Here is a 23,565-nt window from a genome sequence, read left to right as displayed (position 1 = left end):
GACGAGGCCCGCAGGAGGCCACCGATGACCGAGCAGGACCCGACCGTCCCGGCGGGGGAGCGGGGCACCCCCGGACAGTTCGTGCAGTCCCTGGCGCGCGGGCTCGGCGTGATCACGGCCTTCGACGCCCGGCACCCCCGGATGACCCTCAGCGACGTGGCCCGGCGCACCGGGCTGACCCGCGCCACCGCGCGCCGGTTCCTGCTCACGCTCGAGGGGCTGGGCTACGTCCGGACCGACGGGCGGCTCTTCGAGCTCACCCCCGTGGTCCTCCAGCTCGGCTACTCCTACCTCTCCTCGCAGCCGCTGCCCGCCCTGGCCGCCCCGCACCTCGAGACCCTCTCGGCGCAGGTCGAGGAGTCCACGTCCGCCTCGGTGCTGGACGGCGCCGACATCGTCTACGTCGCCCGCGTCTCCACGCACCGGATCATGACCGTGGCGATCGCCGTGGGCACCCGGTTCCCCGCCCACGCCACGTCCATGGGCCGGGTGCTGCTGGCCGGGCTGGACCCGGAGGAGCTCGACGAGTACTTCCGCACGGCGCGGATCGAGCGCCTGACCGAGCACACCCTCACCGACCGCGCGGCCCTCGAGGCCGACCTGCGCCGGGTCCGCGCCCAGGGCTGGGCGCTCGTCGACCAGGAGCTCGAGGTCGGGCTGCGCTCGGTCGCCGCCCCCGTCACCGACGGCACCGGGCGCGTGGTCGCGGCCGTGAACGTCTCCATGCGCGTGGGGATGCCCGGCGCCAGCGCCGGTGACCCCGTGGACGACGTCGTGCCGCCCCTGCTCGAGTGCGCCCGGAGGATCTCCGCCGACCTCGCCGCGACCGGGCGCTGAGCGGGCCGGCCCGGCCCCGCTTCCCCGCCCCGGCCGGGGTCTGATAGGCTGTCGAGGAATTGAACGGTCATCCCTCGGCGCCCGCGCCCCTGGAGGCCGAAGAAATCATGGCAGAACGGACTCGGTCCTCCGGTACGCGTTGTGTACCGAAATGCCATCCTTTTCGTCTGCCCAGCTACCTTCGGCGTGGCGACCGTGGTGCCCGCCCGCCGGGCCCACGACAGGCGCCGCACCCGCTCCCGGCCCCGGCCGGTCGCGGGGGAGCCGAACACCCAGCGGGCCGCTGACGCGTCCCGTCCGATCAGGAGACACTGTGCCTACAATCCAGCAGCTGGTCCGCAAGGGCCGGACCCCGAAGGTCGTCAAGACCAAGGCGCCCGCACTCAAGGGCAGCCCCATGAAGCGCGGCGTGTGCACCCGCGTCTACACCACCACCCCCAAGAAGCCGAACTCCGCGCTGCGCAAGGTCGCCCGCGTGAAGCTCAACGGCGGCGTGGAGGTCACGGCCTACATCCCCGGTGAGGGCCACAACCTGCAGGAGCACTCCATCGTGCTCGTCCGCGGCGGTCGCGTGAAGGACCTCCCCGGTGTCCGCTACAAGATCGTCCGCGGCGCGCTCGACACCCAGGGTGTCAAGGGCCGCCAGCAGGCCCGTTCCCGTTACGGCGCCAAGAAGGAGAAGAAGTAATGCCTCGTAAGGGTCCCGCTCCCAAGCGCCCGCTCGTCGTCGACCCGGTCTACAGCTCCCCGGTCGTCACGCAGCTGATCAACAAGGTCCTCCAGGACGGCAAGAAGTCCACCGCCGAGCGCATCGTCTACGGTGCCCTCGAGGGTGTCCGCGCCAAGTCCGGTGCCGACCCCGTCGCCACCCTCAAGAAGGCCCTGGAGAACGTCAAGCCGGCCCTCGAGGTGAAGTCCCGCCGCGTCGGCGGCGCCACCTACCAGGTGCCCGTCGAGGTCAAGCCGGGCCGCGCCCAGGCGCTGTCCCTGCGCTGGCTCGTCGGCTACTCGAAGATCCGCCGTGAGAACACCATGACCGAGCGTCTGCAGAACGAGATCCTGGACGCGTCCAACGGTCTCGGTGCCGCCGTGAAGCGCCGGGAGGACACCCACAAGATGGCGGAGTCCAACAAGGCCTTCGCCCACTACCGCTGGTAGAATCTTCCAGGCCTGTCGGCCCCACCCGGGTCGACAGGCCGCCGGCACCATCTCCGAAAGGGAACCACCGTGGCACTTGACGTGCTTACCGACCTCAAGAAGGTCCGCAACATCGGCATCATGGCGCACATCGATGCCGGGAAGACCACCACCACCGAACGCATCCTGTTCTACACCGGTATCTCCCACAAGATCGGCGAGACCCACGATGGTGCCTCCACCATGGACTGGATGGCGCAGGAGCAGGAGCGCGGCATCACGATCACGTCCGCCGCGACGACCTGCTACTGGCACGACAACCAGATCAACATCATCGACACCCCGGGCCACGTGGACTTCACGGTCGAGGTCGAGCGCTCCCTGCGCGTGCTCGACGGCGCCGTGGCGGTCTTCGACGGCAAGGAGGGCGTCGAGCCCCAGTCGGAGACGGTCTGGCGCCAGGCCGACAAGTACGACGTCCCCCGCATCTGCTTCGTCAACAAGATGGACAAGCTGGGCGCCGACTTCTACTTCACCGTCGACACCATCATCAACCGCCTCGGCGCGAAGCCGCTGGTCATGCAGCTGCCGATCGGCTCCGAGTCCGAGTTCACCGGCGTGGTCGACCTGCTCACCATGAAGGCCTTCGTCTGGCCGGGCGACTCCAAGGGCGACGTCTCCCTCGGCGCCAAGTACGAGATCGAGGAGATCCCCGCCGACCTGCAGGAGCGGGCCGAGGAGTACCGCAACCAGCTGGTGGAGTCGGTCGCCGAGGCCGACGACGAGCTCATGGAGAAGTACCTGGGCGGCGAGGAGCTCACCCTCGAGGAGCTCAAGGCCGGCATCCGGAAGCTCACCATCACCTCGCAGGCGTACCCCGTGCTGTGCGGCTCCGCGTTCAAGAACCGCGGCGTGCAGCCGATGCTCGACGCCGTCATCGACTTCCTGCCGTCCCCGCTGGACGTCCCGAACGTCGAGGGCCACGCGCTGAACAACGAGGAGGAGATCCTCTCCCGCCCGGTCGACTCGACCGCGCCGTTCTCCGCGCTCGCCTTCAAGGTGGCCAACCACCCGTTCTACGGGCAGCTCACCTACATCCGCGTGTACTCCGGCAAGGCCTCCAACGGCGACCAGGTGCTCAACTCCACCAAGGGCAAGAAGGAGCGCATCGGCAAGCTGTTCCAGATGCACTCCAACAAGGAGAACCCGGTCGACACCGTCCAGGCCGGGCACATCTACGCCGCGATCGGGCTCAAGGACACCACCACGGGCGACACCCTGTGCGACCTGCAGAAGCCGATCGTGCTCGAGTCCATGTCCTTCCCGGCCCCGGTCATCTCGGTGGCCATCGAGCCGAAGACCAAGGGCGACCAGGAGAAGCTCTCCATCGCGATCCAGAAGCTCTCCGCCGAGGACCCCACGTTCACCGTGTCCCTCAACGAGGAGACCGGCCAGACCGAGATCGGCGGCATGGGCGAGCTCCACCTGGACATCCTGGTGGACCGCATGAAGCGCGAGTTCAAGGTCGAGGCGAACGTCGGCAAGCCGCAGGTGGCCTACCGCGAGACGATCAAGAAGGCCGTCGAGAAGATCGACTACACGCACAAGAAGCAGACCGGCGGCTCCGGCCAGTTCGCCAAGGTGCAGATGGCGTTCGAGCCGATCCCGCTGGATGCCGAGGAGCTCTACGAGTTCGACAACAAGGTCACCGGCGGCCGCGTCCCGCGCGAGTACATCCCCTCCGTGGACGCCGGCATCCAGGACGCCATGCGTCTCGGCGTCCTCGCCGGGTACCCGGTCGTGGGCGTCAAGGCCACTCTGCTCGACGGCGCCTACCACGACGTCGACTCCTCCGAGATGGCGTTCAAGATCGCCGGCTCGATGGTGTTCAAGGAGGGTGCCCGCAAGGCGCAGCCCGTCCTCCTCGAGCCGCTCATGGCGGTCGAGGTGCGCACCCCCGAGGAGTACATGGGCGAGGTCATCGGCGACCTGAACTCCCGCCGCGGCCAGATCCAGTCGATGGAGGACGTGAGCGGCATCAAGCTGGTCAACGCCCTCGTCCCGCTGTCCGAGATGTTCGGCTACATCGGCGACCTCCGGTCCAAGACCCAGGGCCGCGCCGTGTACTCGATGCGGTTCGACAGCTACTCGGAGGTCCCCAAGGCCGTCGCCGAGGAGATCGTCCAGAAGAACCGCGGCGAGTAGGCACCACCCCTCGGCCCCGGCCGGGAATTTCATCAATCACGCACAGCCAAAGTAGACTTGCAGAGGTTTCAGTACTGCTGAGCGCCTCAAGCTCCCCCCGGAAACACGCGGTGGGGTAGTGCTGAGCAAGTTTCGACAAATGTTCTAGGAGGAACAACCATGGCGAAGGCCAAGTTCGAGCGCACCAAGCCGCACGTCAACATCGGCACCATCGGCCACGTCGACCACGGCAAGACGACGCTCACGGCTGCCATCTCCAAGGTCCTGGCCGACAAGTACCCGGACCTGAACGAGCAGCGCGACTTCGGTGCCATCGACTCCGCTCCGGAGGAGAAGCAGCGCGGCATCACCATTAACATCGCGCACATCGAGTACCAGACGGAGAAGCGCCACTACGCGCACGTCGACGCCCCGGGTCACGCGGACTACGTCAAGAACATGATCACCGGTGCGGCGCAGATGGACGGCGCCATCCTCGTGGTCGCCGCCACGGACGGCCCCATGGCCCAGACCCGTGAGCACGTGCTGCTCGCCCGCCAGGTGGGCGTGCCCTACCTGCTGGTGGCCCTGAACAAGTCCGACATGGTCGACGACGAGGAGCTGCTGGACCTCGTCGAGATGGAGGTGCGCGAGCTCCTCTCCGACCAGGGCTTCGACGGCGACAACGCGCCGGTCGTCCGCGTCTCGGCGCTGAAGGCCCTCGAGGGCGACCCCGAGTGGGTCGCCAAGGTCGAGGAGCTCATGGAGGCCGTCGACGAGAACGTGCCCGACCCCATCCGTGAGATGGACAAGCCGTTCCTCATGCCCATCGAGGACGTCTTCACCATCACCGGTCGCGGCACCGTGGTGACCGGCCGTGCCGAGCGCGGCACGCTGCCGATCAACTCCGAGGTCGAGATCGTCGGCATCCGTCCGGTCCAGAAGACCACGGTCACCGGCATCGAGATGTTCCACAAGCAGATGGACGAGGCCATGGCGGGCGAGAACTGCGGCCTGCTGCTGCGCGGTCTCAAGCGTGACGACGTCGAGCGCGGCCAGGTCGTGTGCAAGCCGGGTTCCATCACCCCGCACACCGACTTCGAGGCCAACGTCTACATCCTCTCCAAGGAGGAGGGCGGGCGTCACAACCCGTTCTACTCGAACTACCGTCCGCAGTTCTACTTCCGGACCACCGACGTCACCGGCGTCATCACGCTGCCCGAGGGCACCGAGATGGTCATGCCCGGCGACAACACCGAGATGACGGTCGCGCTGATCCAGCCGATCGCCATGGAGGAGGGCCTCGGCTTCGCCATCCGTGAGGGTGGCCGCACCGTGGGCTCCGGCCGCGTCACCAAGATCATCAAGTAGTCCCCGGACTGCCGATCTGCGCAGAACCCCCCGTCGCTCCTGCAGCGGCGGGGGGTTCCGTGCGTTCCGGGGCAACCACGACGGGGTTCAGCCGGTGAGCTGGTGCAGGCACAGGACGTTGCCCTCGGAGTCGGTGAACCACGCCGCGCGCATCCCGTCGGCGGTGAGGACGTGGTCGACGGTGCGCAGGCCGGGCAGGTCGTAGTCCTCGAAGCGCACGCCCCGGCCCTCGAGCTCCCGGACCGCGGCCTCGACGTCGGGGACCTCGAAGCTGACCTGCGTCAGCCCGGACGCCGGCGCGTCCGGGCGCAGCAGCAGCTGCAGGCCGGTGTGCCCGTCCTCGCTGAACAGGACGCTGTCCGGCTCGGGGGCGTCGGCGGGGGAGAGCCCCAGCGTCTCCTGGTAGAACCGGCGGGCGCGGTCGAGCTCCCGGACGGGGACGATCGCGACCAGTCTCGCGGTGGACAGCATGGGACCCATCTCCTGGGACGTCGGGGTGCGGACGAAGCCAGGATACGACCGCGGGTGCCGGCGCCGGTCGCGGTCGGCTCACGGTTCCGGCACGGTTGCGCACGGCCTGCCCCCGGCCGTGCGTTTGCACCGGTCTGCCATCTCTGGCAGGATGGAGGACGTTGTTCAAGCGCCGACGCGTGCTCCCAACGGTTCGAACCGGCAGACCCCAGGACACCATCGGGTTCCGAAGCAGAACCGGGGTCAGCAGCTCCTGGAAGCTGCCACGCACGGACCACATACAGCCCGCCCCGAGAAACGGAATCGGTGTGCTCCCGTGCCAGCACGGTACGACACGCCCGAGTTCGGGGGTCGGAGCTCCAGCAGGGTGAGGAACCCGGATCCTTCCGGATTCAGTCTGCGTGGAGGGGCGCCCACCAGGTGGCGCCATGCACAAGGAGCCCTCGGCTCCGTCACAGGGAAGATCGTTCAAGAAAGAGAGTCACGACGCCATGGCGGGACAGAAAATCCGCATCCGGCTGAAGTCTTATGACCACGAGGTCATCGACGTCTCGGCCCGGAAGATCGTTGAGACGGTGACGCGCGCAGGCGCCACGGTGGTCGGCCCCGTGCCGCTGCCCACGGAGAAGAACGTGTACTGCGTCATCCGCTCGCCGCACAAGTACAAGGACAGCCGTGAGCACTTCGAGATGCGCACGCACAAGCGGCTGATCGACATCATCGACCCCACGCCGAAGGCCGTCGACTCGCTCATGCGCCTCGACCTGCCGGCTGACGTGAACATCGAAATCAAGCTGTAAAGAGGATCGCATCCCAATGACTACCACTTTCGAACGCCAGGTGAAGGGCCTGCTGGGCACGAAGCTCGGCATGACCCAGGTCTGGGACGAGAACGGGAAGTTCGTGCCGGTGACCGTCGTCAAGGCGGACTCCAACGTCGTGACCCAGCTGCGCAACCAGGACCGTGACGGCTACTCGGCCGTCCAGATCGGGTTCGGTGCGATCGACCCCCGCAAGGTCACCCAGCCGCTGGCCGGCCACTTCGAGAAGGCCGGCGTCACGCCGCGCCGCCACGTCGTGGAGCTGCGCACGGCCGACGCCGACACCTACGAGCTGGGCCAGGAGCTCTCCGTCGAGCTCTTCGAGGCCGGCCAGAAGGTCGACGTGATCGGCAAGACCAAGGGCAAGGGCACGGCCGGTGTGATGAAGCGTCACGGCTTCTCCGGCGTCGGCGCCTCCCACGGTGCCCACAAGAACCACCGCAAGCCGGGATCCATCGGCGGCGCGTCCTACCCCGCTCGCGTGTTCAAGGGCATGCGCATGGCGGGCCGCATGGGCGCCGTCCGTCACACGACGCAGAACCTCACCGTTCACGCCGTGGACGCCGAGAACTCCCTGCTGCTCATCAAGGGCGCCCTGCCGGGCCCCAAGGGTTCGGTCGTCCTCGTCCGCACCGCAGTGAAGGGAGCCTGATCAGACCATGGCAACTCAGACCGTCAACGTCGACCTGCCCGCCGAGATCTTCGACGTCCAGACCAACGTGCCCCTGCTGCACCAGGTCGTCGTCGCTCAGCTGGCCGCGGCCCGCCAGGGCACGCACAAGACCAAGAACCGCGCCGAGGTCTCCGGCGCCGGCCGCAAGCCCTTCAAGCAGAAGGGCACCGGCCGCGCGCGCCAGGGCTCGATCCGCGCTCCGCACATGACCGGCGGCGGCGTGGTGCACGGCCCGACCCCGCGCGACTACAGCCAGCGCACCCCCAAGAAGATGAAGGCCGCCGCCCTGCGCGGAGCCCTCTCGGACCGGGCGCGCAACAACCGCATCCACGTCGTGGAGGCACTCGTCGAGGGCACCGTCCCCAACACGAAGGCCGCCCAGGCGACGCTGCGCGGGCTCTCCGACCGCAAGAACCTGCTGGTCGTCCTGCACCGCTCGGACGACGTGGCCGCGCTGTCGGTGCGCAACCTCGACGACGTGCACACCCTCTACGCGGACCAGCTCAACACGTACGACGTGCTGGTCTCCGACGACGTGGTCTTCACCAAGGACGCGTTCGAGTCCTTCGTGGCGGCCGCCAGCAAGAAGAAGCAGGAGGACGCCAAGTGAGCGCGACCACCATCAAGGACCCCCGGGACGTCATCATCGCGCCGGTCGTCTCCGAGAAGTCCTACGGGCTCATCGACGAGGGCCGCTACACGTTCTTCGTGGCGCCCGACTCGAACAAGACCCAGATCAAGTACGCCGTCGAGCAGATCTTCGGCGTCAAGGTCGAGTCCGTGAACACCATCAACCGTGCCGGGAAGCGGAAGCGCACGCGCTTCGGCTGGGGTCAGCGCAAGGGCACCAAGCGTGCCGTTGTGACCCTCAAGGAAGGCACCATCGACATCTTCGGCGGTCCGCTCGCCTGAGCGGAGACCACTTTAACGAGGAACTGACACATGGCTATCCGTAAGCACAAGCCGACAACCCCGGGCCGTCGCGGCTCCTCCGTTGCCGACTTCGCAGAAATCACGCGCACGACCCCCGAGAAGTCGCTGGTCCGGCCGCTGCCCAAGAAGGGCGGGCGGAACAACACCGGCCGCATCACCACCCGGCACAAGGGTGGCGGGCACAAGCGCCAGTACCGCGTCATTGACTTCCGTCGCCACGACAAGGACGGCGTCGACGCCAAGGTCGCGCACATCGAGTACGACCCGAACCGCACGGCGCGCATCGCGCTGCTGCACTTCGTGGACGGCTCCAAGCGCTACATCATCGCGCCGAACAAGCTGTCCCAGGGCGACGTCGTCGAGTCGGGCCCCGGCGCCGACATCAAGCCCGGCAACAACCTGCCGCTGCGCAACATCCCCGTCGGCACCGTGATCCACGCCGTCGAGCTCCGTCCGGGCGGCGGCGCCAAGCTCGCCCGCTCCGCCGGCGCGTCGGTGCAGCTCGTCGCCAAGGAGGGCAAGTACGGCCAGCTCCGGCTGCCCTCCGGCGAGATCCGCAACGTCGACGTGCGCTGCCGCGCGACGGTCGGCGAGGTCGGCAACGCCGAGCAGTCGAACATCAACTGGGGCAAGGCTGGCCGCAACCGCTGGAAGGGCGTCCGCCCGACCGTCCGCGGTGTGGTCATGAACCCCGTCGACCACCCGCACGGTGGTGGCGAGGGCAAGACCTCCGGTGGCCGTCACCCGGTCAACCCGAACGGCAAGCCCGAGGGCCGCACCCGCCGCCCCAACAAGGAGAGCGACAAGCTCATCGTCCGCCGTCGTCGCACCGGCAAGAACAAGCGCTAAGGAGCCTGACACATGCCACGCAGCCTGAAGAAGGGCCCTTTCGTCGATCAGCACCTTTTCCTGAAGGTCGCCAAGGAGAACGACAAGGGCACCAAGAACGTCATCAAGACGTGGTCCCGCCGCTCGATGATCGTCCCCGACATGCTCGGGCACACGATCGCCGTGCACGACGGACGCAAGCACATCCCCGTGTTCATCACCGAGTCGATGGTCGGGCACAAGCTCGGCGAGTTCGCCCCCACGCGGACCTTCCGCGGCCATGTGAAGGACGACAAGAAGGGCAAGCGCCGCTGATCCTCCGGGATCCCGCAGCGTGAGCACTTCGAGAAGACGAGAGAAGGAAAGCAATGGAAGCCAAGGCATCTGCGCGCTACATCCGCGTGACGCCTATGAAGGCCCGGCGCGTCGTCAACCTGATTCGTGGCCAACAGGCGAATGAGGCTCTGGCGATTCTGAAGTTCGCCCCCCAGGGTGCTTCGGAACCGGTGTTCAAGGTCCTCCAGTCGGCGGTCGCCAACGCGCGCCAGCTGGCGGACCGCGACGGCCTGCCGTTCAAGGAGGAGGAGCTCGTCGTGAGCGAGGCCTTCGTCGACGAGGGTCCGACCATGAAGCGGTTCCAGCCGCGGGCCCAGGGCCGCGCCTACCGCATCAACAAGCGCACGAGCCACATCACCGTGATCGTGGCGAGCCCTGACAGCGAGGAGGTCCGCTAAGTGGGACAGAAGATCAACCCGCACGGGTTCCGGCTGGGCATCACCACCGACCACGTGTCGCACTGGTACGCGGACTCCACCAAGGAGGGCCAGCGCTACAAGGACTACGTCCGCGAGGACATCAAGATCCGCAAGCTCATGTCCACGGGCATGGAGCGGGCCGGCATCTCCAAGGTCGAGATCGAGCGGACCCGGGACCGCGTGCGCGTGGACATCCACACCGCCCGCCCCGGCATCGTCATCGGCCGCCGCGGCGCCGAGGCCGACCGCATCCGCGGCGAGCTCGAGAAGCTCACCGGCAAGCAGATCCAGCTGAACATCCTCGAGGTCAAGAACCCCGAGGTGGACGCCCAGCTGGTCGCCCAGGGTGTCGCCGAGCAGCTCGCCTCCCGCGTGGCCTTCCGCCGCGCCATGAAGAAGGCCATCCAGTCGGCGCAGCGCGCCGGCGCGAAGGGCATCCGCATCCAGTGCGCCGGCCGCCTCGGCGGCGCCGAGATGAGCCGCTCGGAGTTCTACCGCGAAGGCCGTGTGCCCCTGCACACCCTGCGCGCGAACATCGACTACGGCTTCTTCGAGGCCAAGACCACCTTCGGCCGCATCGGCGTGAAGGTCTGGATCTACAAGGGCGACCTCACCGCCAAGGAACTGGCGGCCCAGCAGGCCGCCGCTCCCTCGCGCGGCCGCGGCGGCGACCGTGACCGTCGCGGCGGTCCGGGCGAGCGTCGCGGAGGCGGCGGCGGCGACCGTCGTCGTCCCGACCGTAACGACCGTGGCGGACGCCGTGAGCGCAACGACTCCGCCGCCTCCCCGGCTCCGGCCGCGGGAGCGACCAACGCAGAGGGTGGTAAGTAAATGCTCATCCCACGTCGTGTGAAGTTCCGCAAGCAGCACCACCCGAAGCGGTCGGGCGCTGCCAAGGGCGGCACCACTGTCGCCTTCGGCGAGTGGGGCATCCAGGCGCTCACGCCGGCCTACGTGACGAACCGTCAGATCGAGGCCGCCCGTATCGCCATGACCCGCCACATCAAGCGTGGCGGCAAGGTCTGGATCAACATCTACCCGGACCGCCCCCTGACCAAGAAGCCCGCCGAGACCCGCATGGGCTCCGGCAAGGGCTCCCCCGAATGGTGGGTCGCCAACGTCAAGCCCGGGCGCGTGATGTTCGAGCTCTCCGGTGTCTCCGAAGAGGTCGCCCGCGAGGCCCTGCGCCTGGCGATCCACAAGCTCCCGATGAAGGCACGCATCGTGCGTCGCGAAGGTGGTGAATGAGAATGGCTGTTGGATCCAAGGATCTGAGCATCGAGAACCTCGCGGCCCTCGACAAGGACTCTCTGGGTGAGGCGCTGCGCAAGGCCAAGGAGGAGCTGTTCAACCTCCGCTTCCAGTCCGCAACCGGTCAGCTCGAGAACAACGGCCGTCTCAAGGCCGTCAAGCGCGACATCGCGCGCATCTACACGGTGCTGCGCGAGCGCGAGCTCGGCATCCGGCCCCAGGCGGGCTCCGCCGAGACCACCGCCGAGACCACCTCCGAGGAGGACGCCAAGTGACCGAGCAGATCAACAACGAGGCCGAGCAGGCCGACGAGCGCGGTGACCGCAAGAGCCGTCGTGGCTACGTGGTCTCCGACAAGATGGACAAGACCGTCGTGGTGCAGCTGCAGGACAACGTCAAGCACTCGCTGTACGGCAAGGTCATGCGCCGCTCCTCGAAGGTCAAGGCCCACGACGAGCAGAACGCCGCCGGCGTCGGCGACCTCGTCCTGATCTCCGAGACCCGCCCGCTGTCCGCGACCAAGCGGTGGCGGATCGTGGAGATCCTCGAGAAGGCCAAGTGACCCGAGCTCGCTAGAGCCGGCCACGGCCCCGACGGCCCGCCCCCTCCTCGAGGGGGCGGGCCGTCGCCCGTTCACCGCCCGCACGGACGGCGCCCCGCCTGTGCTAGGCTGGTGAGCTTGTATGGGCGGAAATCTCTGTCCGTGCAATCCACAGCTCTTCGTGCCAGCGCATAATGACCGCGTGCAGGGCGCCCCCGTGCCACCTGGTGGCGGGTTCAGATGCTCCTGGCATGGAGGGCTGGGCCCGGTCCGGCGTGCGCGCCGGGGGAGGGCACATCATCCGACAAGCTGTTCCGCAAGGCCCGCACCGTGCTCTCGATCGGTGTTGGAACCGGCGTGACGACAGGAGTAATCAGTGATTCAGCAGGAGTCGCGACTGAAGGTCGCCGACAACACGGGTGCGAAGGAAATCCTCACCATCCGTGTTCTCGGTGGATCCGGACGTCGCTACGCAGGCATCGGCGACATCATCGTCGCCACCGTCAAGGACGCGATCCCCGGCGGGAACGTGAAGAAGGGCGACGTGGTCAAGGCCGTGATCGTCCGTACCAAGAAGGAGCGCCGTCGTCCGGACGGCTCCTACATCAAGTTCGACGAGAACGCCGCAGTGATCCTGAAGAACGACGGTGACCCCCGTGGTACCCGCATCTTCGGCCCCGTGGGCCGTGAGCTGCGCGACAAGAAGTTCATGAAGATCATCTCGCTGGCCCCGGAGGTGCTCTGACCATGGCGAAGTTCAAGATCAAGACCGGCGACCTGGTGCAGGTCATCTCCGGCAGCAGGGACAACAAGGGCAAGCAGGGCAAGGTCCTGCGCGTGATCCCCGAGACCTCCCGCGTGGTCGTGGAGGGCATCAACGTGATCACCCGCCACCGCAAGGCCTCCATGCAGGGCGAAGCCGGCGGCATCGACAAGGTCGAGGCGCCGATCCACGTGTCCAACGTGGCGCTCGTGGACCCGGAGACCAACAAGCCGACCCGCGTCGGCCACCGCACCGAGACCGTGGAGCGTGACGGACGCCAGAAGACCGTCCGCGTCCGCGTCTCCAAGAGCACCGGCAAGGACCTGTGATGACCGAAACCACCGAGATCAGCGTGTCCCCGCGCTTCAAGGACAAGTACCAGGAGACCGTCGTGCCCGCGCTGCAGGAGCAGTTCGGCTACGGCAACGTCATGGAGATCCCGCGCGTCGTCAAGGTCGTCGTGAACATGGGTGTCGGTGACGCCGCGAAGGACTCGAAGCTCATCGACGGCGCCGTCCGCGACCTCACCGCCATCACGGGCCAGAAGCCGCTCGTGACCCGGGCGAAGAAGTCCATCGCGCAGTTCAAGCTCCGCGAGGGCATGCCGATCGGCGCGCACACCACGCTGCGCGGCGACCGCATGTGGGAGTTCCTCGACCGCCTGGTGACCCTGGCCCTGCCGCGCATCCGCGACTTCCGCGGTCTGTCCGACCGCCAGTTCGACGGCAACGGCAACTACACCTTCGGCCTCACCGAGCAGTCCATGTTCCACGAGATCGACCAGGACCGCATCGACCGGGTCCGCGGCATGGACATCACGGTGGTCACCACCGCGAAGACCGACGACGAGGGCCGCGCGCTGCTGAAGGCGCTCGGCTTCCCCTTCAAGACCAACTAATCTCGCTACGTTCCAGGTCCGGCCGGGCGCCCACGGGCGCCGCCAGGTGCGGAAACCGGGACGAGGAAGGGCACGTGCCCCCAAAATGACAATGACAGATCCTGTCGCGGACATGCTGACGCGTCTGCGCAACGCCAACTCCGCCTACCACGACTCCGTGAGCATGCCGTACTCGAAGCTCAAGGCTCGCGTTGCGGACATCCTCAAGGCCGAGGGCTACATCGCGGACTACAAGGAGGAGGCGGCGGAGGTCGGCAAGACCCTCACGCTCTCCCTGAAGTTCGGCCCCAACCGGGAGCGCTCCATCGCGGGCGTCCGGCGCATCTCCAAGCCGGGTTTGCGCGTCTACGCCAAGTCCACCAACCTCCCCAAGGTCCTGGGCGGCCTGGGCATCGCCATCCTGTCCACCTCTTCCGGGCTGCTGACCGACAAGCAGGCCGCGAAGAAGGGCGTGGGCGGCGAAGTCCTCGCGTACGTCTGGTAACCCGGAACAGAAAGGAAGAGAACATGTCACGTATCGGACGTCTCCCCATCTCTGTGCCGGCCGGTGTGGAGATCAAGATCGACGGCAACGTCGTCTCCGTCAAGGGCGCCAAGGGCGAGCTGCAGCACACCGTTGCCAGCCCGATCACCGTCGCGCTCGACGACAGCACGCTCACCGTCACCCGACCCGACGACGAGCGCGAGTCCCGCTCGCTGCACGGTCTCACCCGCACCCTGATCGCCAACATGATCCAGGGCGTCACCCAGGGCTACACCAAGGGCATCGAGATCGTCGGCACCGGTTACCGCGTGCAGGCCAAGGGCCAGGACCTCGAGTTCGCCCTCGGCTACAGCCACCCGATCACCTTCAAGGCGCCGGAGGGCATCTCGTTCGCCGTCGAGGGCGTCAACAAGCTCTCGGTCAACGGCATCGACAAGCAGCAGGTCGGCGAGGTCGCCGCCAAGATCCGCAAGCTCCGCGCCCCCGAGCCCTACAAGGGCAAGGGCGTGCGGTACGCCGGCGAGCAGATCCGCCGCAAGGCCGGAAAGGCTGGTAAGTAACCATGGCTCTGAAGATCAAGGGCAAGTCCAAGGCCGCCGCCCGCAGCCGCCGCCACGTCCGGGTGCGCAAGCACCTGGCCGGCACGGCCGCGCGCCCGCGCCTGGTCGTCAACCGCTCCGCCCGCCACGTGTTCGTCCAGGTCGTCGACGACACCAAGGGTGTCACCGTCGCCTCGGCCTCCACCATGGAGGCCGACCTGCGCGGCGCCGACGCGGACAAGACCGCCAAGGCCAAGCGCGTGGGTGAGCTCGTGGCCGAGCGCGCCAAGGCCGCCGGTGTCGAGTCCGTCGTGTTCGACCGCGGCGGCAACAAGTACCACGGTCGCGTGGCGGCTGTCGCCGACGGCGCCCGTGAAGGAGGTCTGGCACTGTGAGCGAGCAGAACAACGAGAAGGAAACCCAGGTGACCGAAGCCAGCACTGCCTCCACGGAGGCGACCGGGGCCCAGCAGACCACCGAGGCCAACCGCTCCCAGGACTCCCGCGGCGACCGCGGGGGCCGCGGCGAGCGCGGCGGCCGCGGTGAGCGCGGGGGCCGTGGCGAGCGCGGCGGCCGCGGTGGCCGCGGCGGCCGCGACGAGGAGAAGGACAAGTTCCTCGAGCGCGTCGTGACCATCAACCGTGTCTCCAAGGTCGTCAAGGGTGGTCGTCGCTTCAGCTTCACCGCCCTCGTCGTCGTCGGCGACGGCAACGGCATGGTCGGCGTCGGCTACGGCAAGGCCAAGGAGGTGCCGGCGGCGATCTCGAAGGGCGTCGAGGAGGCGAAGAAGAACTTCTTCCGCGTCCCGCGCATCGAGGACCGCACGATCCCGCACCGCGTGCAGGGCGAGGCCGCCGCAGGCGTCGTCATGCTGCGCCCGGCGACCCCGGGTACCGGTGTGATCGCCGGTGGTCCGGTCCGCGCCGTGCTCGAGTGCGCCGGCATCCACGACGTGCTGTCGAAGTCCCTCGGCTCGTCGAACCAGATCAACATCGTGCACGCAACCATCGAGGCGCTCCGCCAGCTCGAGGAGCCGGCGGCCGTCGCGGCCCGTCGTGGGCTCCCGATGGACGAGGTCGTCCCCGGTCCGTTGCTGCGCTCGATCCAGAAGGCAGGTGCCTGATGTCCGGCAAGCGTATCCAGCCCGACGGCACGGAGCTGCGCATCACGCAGGTCCGGTCGGTGGTCGGCCAGAAGCAGAACATGCGCAACACCCTGCGGTCCCTCGGCCTCAAGCGGCCGGGCAACGTCGTGGTCCGCAAGGCCGACGGCGTGACCGCGGGCATGGTCAACACCGTCGCCCACCTGGTCAAGGTCGAGGAGGCCAAGTAACCATGGCAGAGAACACTGCTGAGAACACCGCTCAGAGCAACGAGAAGGTGCACGCGCTCAAGGTGCACCACCTGCGTCCGGCCCCGGGCGCGAAGACCGCCAAGACCCGCGTGGGTCGCGGTGAGGGCTCCAAGGGCAAGACCGCCGGCCGCGGCACCAAGGGCACCAGTGCCCGGTACCAGGTCAAGGCGGGCTTCGCGGGCGGGCAGCTTCCGCTGCACATGCGCCTGCCCAAGCTGCGCGGGTTCAAGAACCCGTTCCGCGTGGAGTACCAGGTCGTCAACCTGGACAAGCTCACCGAGCTCTTCCCGGAGGGCGGCGAGGTGACCGTGGAGTCGCTCGTGGCCCGCGGCGCCGTGCGCAAGAACCAGCCCGTCAAGGTCCTGGGCTCCGGCGACATCGCGGTCGCGGTCGACGTGAAGGCGCACGCCTTCTCGGGCTCCGCCGCGGAGAAGATCGCCGCCGCCGGCGGCAGCACCACCGCGCTGTGAGCGCGGGCCGCGGGGCCGGGCGCACGCCCGGCCCCGCGGCACCCACGGATCAGGCCCCGTCCACGCCAGCGTGGGCGGGGCCTGATCCGTCGGCGGGCACGAGCCCGCCCCGTCGGCGCGCGCCCCCGGTGAGTCCCGGGCGGGCCGCGTTCGCTAGACTTGCCGGAGTCGCCCGCGCCCACCGGGCGCGGGGACCCCGGACCGAGCTCCCGCACCACCACACCCCCCGCCACCGGATGCCGGTCGGACCCAGTCTCTAGGAGGACATGTGCTCAGCGCTTTCGGACGGGCGTTGCGAACCCCCGACCTGCGACGCAAGCTGGGGTTCACCCTCGCCCTCATCGTGCTCTACCGCCTGGGCACGTTCATCCCGGCGCCGGGCGTCGACTACGGCAACGTGCAGCAGTGCCTGGCCCTCGGGACCACCACGGGCGGCGTGTACGACATGGTGAACCTCTTCAGCGGCGGCGCGCTGCTGCAGCTGTCGGTCTTCGCCCTGGGCGTCATGCCCTACATCACCGCGAGCATCATCGTGCAGCTGCTGCGCGTGGTCATCCCGCGCTTCCAGGAGCTGCACGAGGAGGGGGCGCAGGGGCAGACGCAGCTGACCCAGTACACCCGCTACCTCACCATCGGCCTCGCGCTGCTCAACGCCACCACGGTGGTCTCGCTCGCCCGGTCCGGCGCCCTGCTGGGGGACTGCCCCCTGCCGATCATCCCCAACGACACCTGGCTGACCGTGCTGATCATCATCATCACGATGACCGCCGGCACGGCGATCATCATGTGGCTGGGGGAGCGGATCACGGAGAAGGGCGTGGGCAACGGCATGTCGCTGCTCATCTTCACGTCCATCGCCGCGACCTTCCCCTCCGCGCTGGGCGAGATCCTCCGCACCCGGGGCTGGGGCGTGTTCCTCTCCGTGCTGGCCGTGGGGCTCGTGGTGATCACGTGCGTGGTGTTCGTGGAGCAGTCCCAGCGCCGTGTGCCCGTGCAGTACGCCAAGCGGATGGTGGGCCGGCGCACGATCGGCGGGACCACCACCTACATCCCGCTCAAGGTCAACATGGCCGGTGTCATCCCCATCATCTTCGCGTCCTCGATGCTGATGCTCCCCGGCATGCTCGCCCAGTTCGGCATGCCGGACGACGGCACGGACATCCCCGGCTGGGTCAACTGGATCAACACCTACCTCGTCACCGGCGACCACCCCGTGTACATGGCGATGTACTTCCTGATGATCGTGTTCTTCACGTACTTCTACGTGTCGATCACCTTCAACCCGGAGGAGGTCTCCAACAACATGAAGCGCTACGGCGGCTTCATCCCGGGGATCCGCGCGGGCCGGCCCACCGAGAAGTACCTCGCCTACGTGCTCAGCCGGATCACGTTCCCGGGCGCCCTCTACCTGGGCATCGTGTCCATGATCCCCCTCGTGGCGCTCGTGCTGATCGACGCGAACCAGAACTTCCCCTTCGGCGGTCCGTCGCTGCTGATCATGGTGGGCGTGGGCCTGGACACGGTGAAGCAGATCGAGGCCCAGCTGCAGCAGCGCAACTACGAGGGCCTGCTGCGCTGACCCCACCCCGCCGTCCCCCGCCGGGGACGGCGGGCACGCCCCGGTAGACTGTGACCGCAGCCACCACCGACCGCAAGGAGACTTCATGACCCGCATGCTCATCATCGGACCCCCCGGCGCAGGCAAGGGCACGCAGGCCGTGCGCATCTCGGAGCGGCTCGGCATCCCGGCGATCTCCACCGGTGACATCTTCCGGGCCAACATCAAGGGCCGGACCCCTCTGGGGCAGGAGGCCAAGAGCTACATCGACGCCGGCGACCTCGTCCCGGACTCCGTGACCAACCGGATGGTCCGCGACCGCCTCGCCGAGACGGACACCGCCGACGGCTTCCTGCTCGACGGCTACCCGCGCAACGCCGCGCAGGTGGACGAGCTCGACGCCATCCTCGACGAGCTGGGGCAGGAGCTCGACGTGGTGCTGAAGCTGACCGCCGACCGCGACGAGCTCGTCCAGCGGCTCCTCGGGCGGGCCCAGAAGGAGGGGCGCACCGACGACACGGAGGCGGTCATCCGGCACCGCCTCGACGTGTACGACGCCGAGACCGCCGTGGTCGTCGACGTCTACGACCGGCGCGGCATCGTCCGCGAGGTCGACGGGCTCGGGACCGTCGACGAGGTCTCCCAGCGGATCATGACAGCGCTGTCCTGACGCACCGTCCCGCACCGCGAACGCCGTGACACCCCCGGACACCCCCGGGGGTCTCACGTTTAACCCACGATAGCCGCGAGCTCCCCGACCGGGGGAGCGGCTCGGAAGGAAGACCGCATGTTCGGCCGCCGCCGGATCGAGTACAAGACCCACGCCCAGCTGCGCACCATGCAGCGCGCCGGGGTGGTGACCTCCCGCGCCCTCGACGCCGCCGTGGCGGCCGCCGTGCCCGGCGTGACCACCGCGTCCCTCGACGACGTCTTCCGTTCCGTCCTCGACGCGCACGGGGCGAGCTCCAACTTCCTCGGCTACTTCGGCTACCCCGCCGCGGTGTGCGTGTCCGTCAACGAGGTGGTCGTCCACGGCATCCCGGGGGACCAGGTGCTGCAGGAGGGGGACATCCTCTCCGTGGACGGCGGGGCCGTGGTCGAGGGCTGGCACGGGGACTCCGCGCGCACCGTGCTCCTGGGCCGCCCGGACCCCGCGGACGCCGAGCTCTCCGACGTCACCCGCAACGCCATGTGGCACGGCATCGCGGCGGCGGCCACCGGCACGCACGTCGGCGACATCGGCGCGGCCGTGGAGGACTACGTGCGCAAGGCCTCCGGGCACCGCTTCGGGATCCTCGAGGAGTACGTGGGCCACGGCATCGGGTCCAAGATGCACATGGCCCCCGACGTGCTCAACTTCCGCAGCACCGACCGCGGGCCCCGCCTGCGCGCCGGCATGGCGCTGGCCATCGAGCCGATGCTCGTCCGCGGCGGGATCGGCACCCGCGTGCTCGACGACGAGTGGACCGTGGTCACCACCGACGGCGCCCGCTCCAGCCAGTGGGAGCACTCCGTGGCCCTGCACGCCGACGGCGTCTGGGTGCTCACCGCCGAGGACGGCGGGGCCTCCGAGCTCGAGCCCCTCGGCGTGCGCCCCGTCCCGATCCCGGAGGACCTGCCGTGACCGGCCGGCTCTCCACCACCCCGGACCCGCGACACCGCGAGGAGAACACCGTGGCCCAGCAGCCGCAGCAGAGCACCACCAGCACACCCGTCGAGCTCACCGTGAAGCCCCGGCCCGGTCAGCTGACCTTCGCCGCGCCGCGGCGCGGCAAGCCCCCACGCCACCTCGCCGACTTCGACATGGCGGGCCGCCGGGAGTTCCTCGCCGAGCTGGGGCACCAGCCCTTCCGGGCGGGCCAGCTCTCCCGCCACTACTTCGACCGGTTCGCCACGGCCCCCGAGGACATGACCGATCTGCCCGCGGCGGGCCGGGAGGAGCTCGTCTCCCAGGCCCTGCCGACGCTGCTGACCACCGTGCGCAGCCTCGAGGCCGACCAGGGGGACACCGTCAAGAACGTGCACCGGTGCTTCGACGGCGCCACCGTGGAGTCCGTGCTCATGCGCTACACCCACCGGGTGACCATGTGCATCTCCTCCCAGGCCGGCTGCGGGATGAACTGCCCCTTCTGCGCGACCGGCCAGGCGGGCCTGACCCGCAACCTCTCCACCGCGGAGATGGTCGAACAGGTCGTGCAGGGCGCGCGGATGCTGCGCGGCGGCAGGGTCGGCCGGGCCGAGCAGGAGCCGCTGCGCATCTCCAACATCGTGTTCATGGGCATGGGGGAGGCCCTCGCCAACTACAAGGCCTCGATCGGGGCGATCCACCGCCTCATCGACCCCTCCCCGGAGGGCCTCGGCATCTCGGCCCGCGGCATCACCATGTCCACGGTGGGCCTGGTGCCCGGGATCCGGAAGTTCACGCAGGAGAAGCTGCCGGTCACCCTGGCGCTGTCCCTGCACGCCCCGGACGACGAGCTGCGCGACGAGCTCATCCCGATCAACACCCGCTGGAAGGTCGACGAGGCCCTCGACGCCGCCTACGACTACTACCAGGCCACCGGCCGGCGGGTCTCGATCGAGTACGCCCTGATCCGCGACATCAACGACCACGGGTGGCGGGCCGACCTCCTCGGCGAGAAGCTCAACGCCCGCGGCGGGGGATGGGTGCACGTGAACCCCATCCCGCTCAACCCGACCCCCGGCTCCAAGTGGACCGCGTCCCGGCCCGGCGTGGAGCAGAACTTCGTGGAGCGGCTCCGGGCCCACGGCATCCCCACCACCGTGCGGGACACCCGCGGCTCCGACATCGACGGGGCCTGCGGGCAGCTGGCCGCGACCGTCTGAGCGCCGTCGTCCCCGGCACCGTTCTCCGGCACCGTTCCCCGGGGGCGCCTCCCGCGTTGCGGGAGGCGCCCCCGATCCCGTAGAGTGTCCTGTTGGTTGTCTGTGCTCCAGCGATTCCGCACACTTCGGACCACGCCGACCCTCACCGTGCACCACGAACGGTGATGGTGCGCGCGTACAGGTCCGCTGCGGCGTTTAACGACGATGTACACCCGAAACCCTGCTCGCCGCCCCGGCGGGGGGCACCTGAAGTTAGCGGAGGATATGGCCAAGAAAGACGGAGTCATCGAGATCGAAGGCACTGTGGTCGAGGCTCTGCCCAACGCGATGTTCCGCGTTGAGCTGAACAACGGTCACCTGGTCCTCGCCCACATCTCCGGGAAGATGCGACAGCACTACATCCGGATCCTCCCCGAGGACCGCGTGGTGGTGGAGCTGAGCCCGTACGACCTCACCCGCGGTCGTATCGTCTACCGCTACAAGTAGGACCGGCGGCCGTCCGGGCCGCACACCACTCGAGAGAACGACGCGAAGGAATGCGATGAAGGTCCAACCGAGCGTGAAGCCGATCTGCGACAAGTGCAAGGTGATCCGCCGCAACGGGCGGGTCATGGTGATCTGCGAGAACCCGCGCCACAAACAGCGTCAGGGCTGACCCGCCCCGAGCTGCCCACGCAAGTGGATCCACAAAGGCACCGCTCCCGACCGGAGAGATCCAGGCGGGCGCCCCCGGTACAGAGGCCGGGGACCGGAGGGGACATGACGTCCCCGACCGGACAGCGATGCTCCAGACCTCTGGAACACCACAAGGAGAACCGCCGATATGGCTCGTCTCGCAGGCGTCGACCTTCCCCGCGAAAAGCGGCTGGAAATTGCGCTCACCTACATCTACGGCGTGGGTCGCACCCGCGCGCTCGCCACCCTGGACGCCACCGGCATCTCGGGCGACCTGCGCGTGCGCGAACTCACCGATGCCCAGCTCGTGGAGCTGCGCGACTACATCGAGGACAACTACAAGGTCGAGGGTGACCTCCGCCGCGAGGTGGCCGCCGACATCCGCCGCAAGGTCGAGATCGGCAGCTACCAGGGCATCCGGCACCGCCGCGGCCTGCCCGTGCACGGTCAGCGCACCAAGACCAACGCCCGCACCCGCAAGGGTCCGAAGCGCACGGTCGCCGGCAAGAAGAAGTAGCCCGCTGCCGCTCGTGCGCCAGGACCCCGCGGTCCCCCGAGCGGCCCACCACCACTCTTCCCGAACTTTGTAGGAGATCTCCATGCCCCCGAAGACTCGCGCAGCGGCTGCCCGCAAGCCCCGCCGCAAGGACAAGAAGAACGTCACCCAGGGCCAGGCCCACATCAAGTCGACGTTCAACAACACCATCGTCACCATCACCGACCCCTCCGGCGCCGTCCTCTCCTGGTCGTCCGCCGGAGAGATGGGTTTCAAGGGCTCTCGCAAGTCCACCCCCTTCGCGGCCCAGATGGCCGCCGAGGCCGCCGCGAAGCGCGCGCAGGAGCACGGCATGCGCAAGGTCGACGTATTCGTCAAGGGCCCCGGCTCCGGGCGCGAGACCGCCATCCGCTCCCTGCAGGCCACCGGCCTCGAGGTCGGCTCCATCTCGGACGTCACCCCGAGCGCGCACAACGGTTGCCGCCCGCCGAAGCGCCGCCGCGTCTGATGTGAGCACGCCCACCGGGACCCTGCGGGGTCCCGGTGCGCATGCCGACAACGGACCGGGCACCGGTCCGCACCCATCAACTGTTTTCCACCATTTGCGCGCGTCATATAGCGGATGCCCGCTGAAAGGAAACATCAGTGCTCATCGCACAGCGCCCCACCCTCTCTGAAGAGGTCGTGGCCGACAACCGGTCCCGCTTCGTGATCGAACCGCTCGAGCCCGGCTTCGGCTACACCCTCGGCAACTCCCTCCGCCGCACCCTCCTGTCCTCGATCCCCGGTGCCGCCGTGACCAGCATCCGGCTCGACGGGGTGCTCCACGAGTTCTCCACCGTGGAGGGCGTGAAGGAGGACGTCTCCGAGGTCATTCTCAACATCAAGAAGCTCGCCGTCTCCTCGGAGCAGGACGAGCCCGTCGTCGCCTACCTGCGCAAGCAGGGCCCCGGCGTCGTCACCGCCGCGGACATCACGGCCCCGGCCGGTGTGGAGATCCACAACCCGGACCTGCACATCGCGACCCTCAACGCGAAGGGCCAGCTCGAGCTCGAGCTGACCATCGAGCGCGGGCGCGGGTACGTCTCCGCCGCCCAGAACAAGGCCGGGGACGCGGAGATCGGCCGCATCCCGGTCGACTCGATCTACTCGCCCGTCCTGAAGGTGACCTTCCGTGTGGAGGCCACCCGTGTGGAGCAGCGCACCGACTTCGACAAGCTGGTCCTGGACGTGGAGACCAAGGAGGCCATCACCCCGCGTGACGCCGTGGCCTCCGCCGGCACCACCCTGGTCGAGCTGTTCGGTCTCGCCCGGGAGCTCAACACGGCCGCCGAGGGCATCGAGATCGGGCCCTCGCCGACGGACGCCGCGATGGCCGCCGACATGGCGCTGCCCATCGAGGACCTCGAGCTCACCGTGCGGTCCTACAACTGCCTCAAGCGCGAGGGCATCCACACCGTGGGTGAGCTCGTGGGCCGTTCCGAGGCGGACCTGATGGACATCCGCAACTTCGGCGCCAAGTCGATCGACGAGGTCAAGGCCAAGCTCGTCGACCTCGGGCTGTCCCTCAAGGACTCGCCCCCCGGTTTCGACCTCGCCGCTCGCGCCGCCGCGATCGACGACGAGAACCCGTTCGACGACGACGACCACTAGTCCTTCCCGCTGACGTCCCGACGGGTG

At 68.6% G+C, this 23,565-nt stretch carries 35 protein-coding genes; 34 read left to right on the top strand and 1 reads right to left on the bottom strand.

What is annotated here, in order from left to right:
• The first annotated feature begins 24 nt into the window (after nt 1-24).
• The 5 genes from CK505_RS06615 to tuf all read left to right on the top strand — a co-directional run bounded on the left by CK505_RS06615 (nt 25) and on the right by tuf (nt 5,529).
• Complete coding sequence (locus CK505_RS06615) at nt 25-837, top strand: IclR family transcriptional regulator C-terminal domain-containing protein (RefSeq protein WP_095650584.1); 813 nt, start codon at nt 25-27, stop codon at nt 835-837.
• Nucleotides 838-1,150: 313 nt separating this feature from the next.
• Nucleotides 1,151-1,525 (top strand): 30S ribosomal protein S12, encoded by a 375-nt coding sequence (rpsL, locus tag CK505_RS06610; protein ID WP_017833291.1) that lies wholly within the window; start codon nt 1,151-1,153, stop codon nt 1,523-1,525.
• Nucleotides 1,525-1,995 carry a 30S ribosomal protein S7 gene (rpsG, locus tag CK505_RS06605; RefSeq protein ID WP_017833292.1) on the top strand — a complete coding sequence of 157 codons (471 nt, stop codon included), beginning with the start codon at nt 1,525-1,527 and terminating at the stop codon, nt 1,993-1,995. The genes rpsL and rpsG overlap by 1 nt, the downstream gene beginning before the upstream one ends.
• A 69-nt stretch (nt 1,996-2,064) precedes the next feature.
• Nucleotides 2,065-4,179 (top strand): elongation factor G, encoded by a 2,115-nt coding sequence (gene fusA / locus CK505_RS06600; protein ID WP_031282946.1) that lies wholly within the window; start codon nt 2,065-2,067, stop codon nt 4,177-4,179.
• 159 nt (nt 4,180-4,338) lie between these two features.
• Nucleotides 4,339-5,529, top strand: a complete 1,191-nt coding sequence (tuf, locus tag CK505_RS06595; RefSeq protein WP_017833294.1) for an elongation factor Tu — start codon at nt 4,339-4,341, stop codon at nt 5,527-5,529.
• A gap of 87 nt (nt 5,530-5,616) precedes the next feature.
• On the opposite strand, the gene CK505_RS06590 is transcribed toward tuf, so the two are convergent.
• Nucleotides 5,617-6,000, bottom strand: a complete 384-nt coding sequence (locus tag CK505_RS06590) for a VOC family protein (protein WP_095650583.1) — start codon at nt 5,998-6,000, stop codon at nt 5,617-5,619.
• Between the two features lie 491 nt (nt 6,001-6,491).
• Between CK505_RS06590 and rpsJ the strand changes: the two genes are divergently transcribed.
• From rpsJ to CK505_RS06445, 29 genes are all read left to right on the top strand, one after another.
• Nucleotides 6,492-6,800 carry a 30S ribosomal protein S10 gene (gene rpsJ / locus CK505_RS06585; protein WP_003803825.1) on the top strand — a complete coding sequence of 103 codons (309 nt, stop codon included), beginning with the start codon at nt 6,492-6,494 and terminating at the stop codon, nt 6,798-6,800.
• A gap of 16 nt (nt 6,801-6,816) precedes the next feature.
• Nucleotides 6,817-7,473, top strand: a complete 657-nt coding sequence (gene rplC, locus CK505_RS06580) for a 50S ribosomal protein L3 (RefSeq protein WP_017833296.1) — start codon at nt 6,817-6,819, stop codon at nt 7,471-7,473.
• Nucleotides 7,474-7,480: 7 nt separating this feature from the next.
• Entirely contained in the window at nt 7,481-8,104 is a 624-nt protein-coding gene (rplD, locus tag CK505_RS06575) for a 50S ribosomal protein L4 (protein ID WP_017833297.1), read from the top strand.
• Complete coding sequence (gene rplW, locus CK505_RS06570) at nt 8,101-8,406, top strand: 50S ribosomal protein L23 (protein WP_017833298.1); 306 nt, start codon at nt 8,101-8,103, stop codon at nt 8,404-8,406. Before rplD ends, rplW begins: the two co-directional genes overlap by 4 nt.
• Nucleotides 8,407-8,436: 30 nt before the next feature.
• Nucleotides 8,437-9,276 (top strand): 50S ribosomal protein L2, encoded by an 840-nt coding sequence (rplB, locus tag CK505_RS06565; protein WP_017833299.1) that lies wholly within the window; start codon nt 8,437-8,439, stop codon nt 9,274-9,276.
• Nucleotides 9,277-9,288: 12 nt separating this feature from the next.
• The gene (gene rpsS, locus CK505_RS06560) at nt 9,289-9,570 is read left to right on the top strand and encodes a 30S ribosomal protein S19 (protein ID WP_017833300.1); all 282 of its coding nucleotides are present in this window, start codon (nt 9,289-9,291) and stop codon (nt 9,568-9,570) included.
• Between the two features lie 53 nt (nt 9,571-9,623).
• Entirely contained in the window at nt 9,624-9,989 is a 366-nt protein-coding gene (rplV, locus tag CK505_RS06555; RefSeq protein ID WP_017833301.1) for a 50S ribosomal protein L22, read from the top strand.
• The gene (gene rpsC / locus CK505_RS06550) at nt 9,990-10,841 is read left to right on the top strand and encodes a 30S ribosomal protein S3 (RefSeq protein ID WP_017833302.1); all 852 of its coding nucleotides are present in this window, start codon (nt 9,990-9,992) and stop codon (nt 10,839-10,841) included.
• Entirely contained in the window at nt 10,842-11,258 is a 417-nt protein-coding gene (gene rplP / locus CK505_RS06545) for a 50S ribosomal protein L16 (RefSeq protein WP_017833303.1), read from the top strand.
• Nucleotides 11,259-11,260: 2 nt separating this feature from the next.
• Nucleotides 11,261-11,536 (top strand): 50S ribosomal protein L29, encoded by a 276-nt coding sequence (gene rpmC, locus CK505_RS06540; protein WP_017833304.1) that lies wholly within the window; start codon nt 11,261-11,263, stop codon nt 11,534-11,536.
• Nucleotides 11,533-11,823 (top strand): 30S ribosomal protein S17, encoded by a 291-nt coding sequence (gene rpsQ, locus CK505_RS06535; protein WP_017833305.1) that lies wholly within the window; start codon nt 11,533-11,535, stop codon nt 11,821-11,823. The genes rpmC and rpsQ overlap by 4 nt, the downstream gene beginning before the upstream one ends.
• 355 nt (nt 11,824-12,178) lie before the next feature.
• Nucleotides 12,179-12,547 (top strand): 50S ribosomal protein L14, encoded by a 369-nt coding sequence (rplN, locus tag CK505_RS06530; RefSeq protein WP_017833306.1) that lies wholly within the window; start codon nt 12,179-12,181, stop codon nt 12,545-12,547.
• Nucleotides 12,548-12,549: 2 nt separating this feature from the next.
• Nucleotides 12,550-12,894 (top strand): 50S ribosomal protein L24, encoded by a 345-nt coding sequence (gene rplX / locus CK505_RS06525; RefSeq protein ID WP_017833307.1) that lies wholly within the window; start codon nt 12,550-12,552, stop codon nt 12,892-12,894.
• The gene (rplE, locus tag CK505_RS06520) at nt 12,894-13,463 is read left to right on the top strand and encodes a 50S ribosomal protein L5 (protein WP_017833308.1); all 570 of its coding nucleotides are present in this window, start codon (nt 12,894-12,896) and stop codon (nt 13,461-13,463) included. The genes rplX and rplE overlap by 1 nt, the downstream gene beginning before the upstream one ends.
• 85 nt (nt 13,464-13,548) lie before the next feature.
• On the top strand, nt 13,549-13,947 hold the full coding sequence (gene rpsH / locus CK505_RS06515) for a 30S ribosomal protein S8 (protein ID WP_017833309.1): 399 nt from the start codon (nt 13,549-13,551) through the stop codon (nt 13,945-13,947).
• A gap of 23 nt (nt 13,948-13,970) precedes the next feature.
• A complete protein-coding gene (gene rplF, locus CK505_RS06510; RefSeq protein WP_031282950.1) occupies nt 13,971-14,507 on the top strand; it encodes a 50S ribosomal protein L6 in 537 nt (178 codons plus the stop codon).
• Between the two features lie 2 nt (nt 14,508-14,509).
• Complete coding sequence (gene rplR, locus CK505_RS06505; RefSeq protein WP_017833311.1) at nt 14,510-14,881, top strand: 50S ribosomal protein L18; 372 nt, start codon at nt 14,510-14,512, stop codon at nt 14,879-14,881.
• A complete protein-coding gene (rpsE, locus tag CK505_RS06500) occupies nt 14,878-15,609 on the top strand; it encodes a 30S ribosomal protein S5 (RefSeq protein ID WP_017833312.1) in 732 nt (243 codons plus the stop codon). Before rplR ends, rpsE begins: the two co-directional genes overlap by 4 nt.
• Nucleotides 15,609-15,818, top strand: a complete 210-nt coding sequence (gene rpmD, locus CK505_RS06495) for a 50S ribosomal protein L30 (RefSeq protein WP_017833313.1) — start codon at nt 15,609-15,611, stop codon at nt 15,816-15,818. Before rpsE ends, rpmD begins: the two co-directional genes overlap by 1 nt.
• A 2-nt stretch (nt 15,819-15,820) precedes the next feature.
• Complete coding sequence (rplO, locus tag CK505_RS06490) at nt 15,821-16,309, top strand: 50S ribosomal protein L15 (RefSeq protein WP_017833314.1); 489 nt, start codon at nt 15,821-15,823, stop codon at nt 16,307-16,309.
• Nucleotides 16,310-16,577: 268 nt separating this feature from the next.
• Nucleotides 16,578-17,888, top strand: coding sequence for a preprotein translocase subunit SecY (gene secY, locus CK505_RS06485; protein WP_031282952.1), 1,311 nt, complete (start codon nt 16,578-16,580; stop codon nt 17,886-17,888).
• Between the two features lie 85 nt (nt 17,889-17,973).
• Nucleotides 17,974-18,537 (top strand): adenylate kinase, encoded by a 564-nt coding sequence (locus tag CK505_RS06480; protein WP_017833316.1) that lies wholly within the window; start codon nt 17,974-17,976, stop codon nt 18,535-18,537.
• A gap of 117 nt (nt 18,538-18,654) precedes the next feature.
• Entirely contained in the window at nt 18,655-19,491 is an 837-nt protein-coding gene (gene map / locus CK505_RS06475; protein WP_017833317.1) for a type I methionyl aminopeptidase, read from the top strand.
• 50 nt (nt 19,492-19,541) lie between these two features.
• Nucleotides 19,542-20,714: a 23S rRNA (adenine(2503)-C(2))-methyltransferase RlmN gene (gene rlmN / locus CK505_RS06470; protein ID WP_031282953.1), complete on the top strand. Its 1,173-nt coding sequence runs from the start codon at nt 19,542-19,544 to the stop codon at nt 20,712-20,714.
• Nucleotides 20,715-20,978: 264 nt separating this feature from the next.
• Entirely contained in the window at nt 20,979-21,200 is a 222-nt protein-coding gene (gene infA, locus CK505_RS06465; protein WP_017833319.1) for a translation initiation factor IF-1, read from the top strand.
• 55 nt (nt 21,201-21,255) lie between these two features.
• Nucleotides 21,256-21,369 (top strand): 50S ribosomal protein L36, encoded by a 114-nt coding sequence (gene rpmJ, locus CK505_RS06460; protein WP_017833320.1) that lies wholly within the window; start codon nt 21,256-21,258, stop codon nt 21,367-21,369.
• Between the two features lie 168 nt (nt 21,370-21,537).
• Entirely contained in the window at nt 21,538-21,906 is a 369-nt protein-coding gene (gene rpsM / locus CK505_RS06455; protein WP_017833321.1) for a 30S ribosomal protein S13, read from the top strand.
• 82 nt (nt 21,907-21,988) lie between these two features.
• Nucleotides 21,989-22,393: a 30S ribosomal protein S11 gene (rpsK, locus tag CK505_RS06450; RefSeq protein ID WP_017833322.1), complete on the top strand. Its 405-nt coding sequence runs from the start codon at nt 21,989-21,991 to the stop codon at nt 22,391-22,393.
• A 137-nt stretch (nt 22,394-22,530) separates the two neighbouring features.
• Complete coding sequence (locus CK505_RS06445) at nt 22,531-23,538, top strand: DNA-directed RNA polymerase subunit alpha (RefSeq protein WP_017833323.1); 1,008 nt, start codon at nt 22,531-22,533, stop codon at nt 23,536-23,538.
• The last annotated feature ends 27 nt before the right edge of the window (nt 23,539-23,565 follow it).

This window comes from Kocuria sp. WN036, from assembly GCF_002287015.1.
In the GTDB taxonomy this organism is placed as follows: Bacteria; Actinomycetota; Actinomycetes; order Actinomycetales; family Micrococcaceae; genus Kocuria; species Kocuria rosea.
The sequence above is the reverse complement of the archived record's forward strand: the minus strand, read 5'-3'. Positions and strand labels throughout refer to the sequence as shown.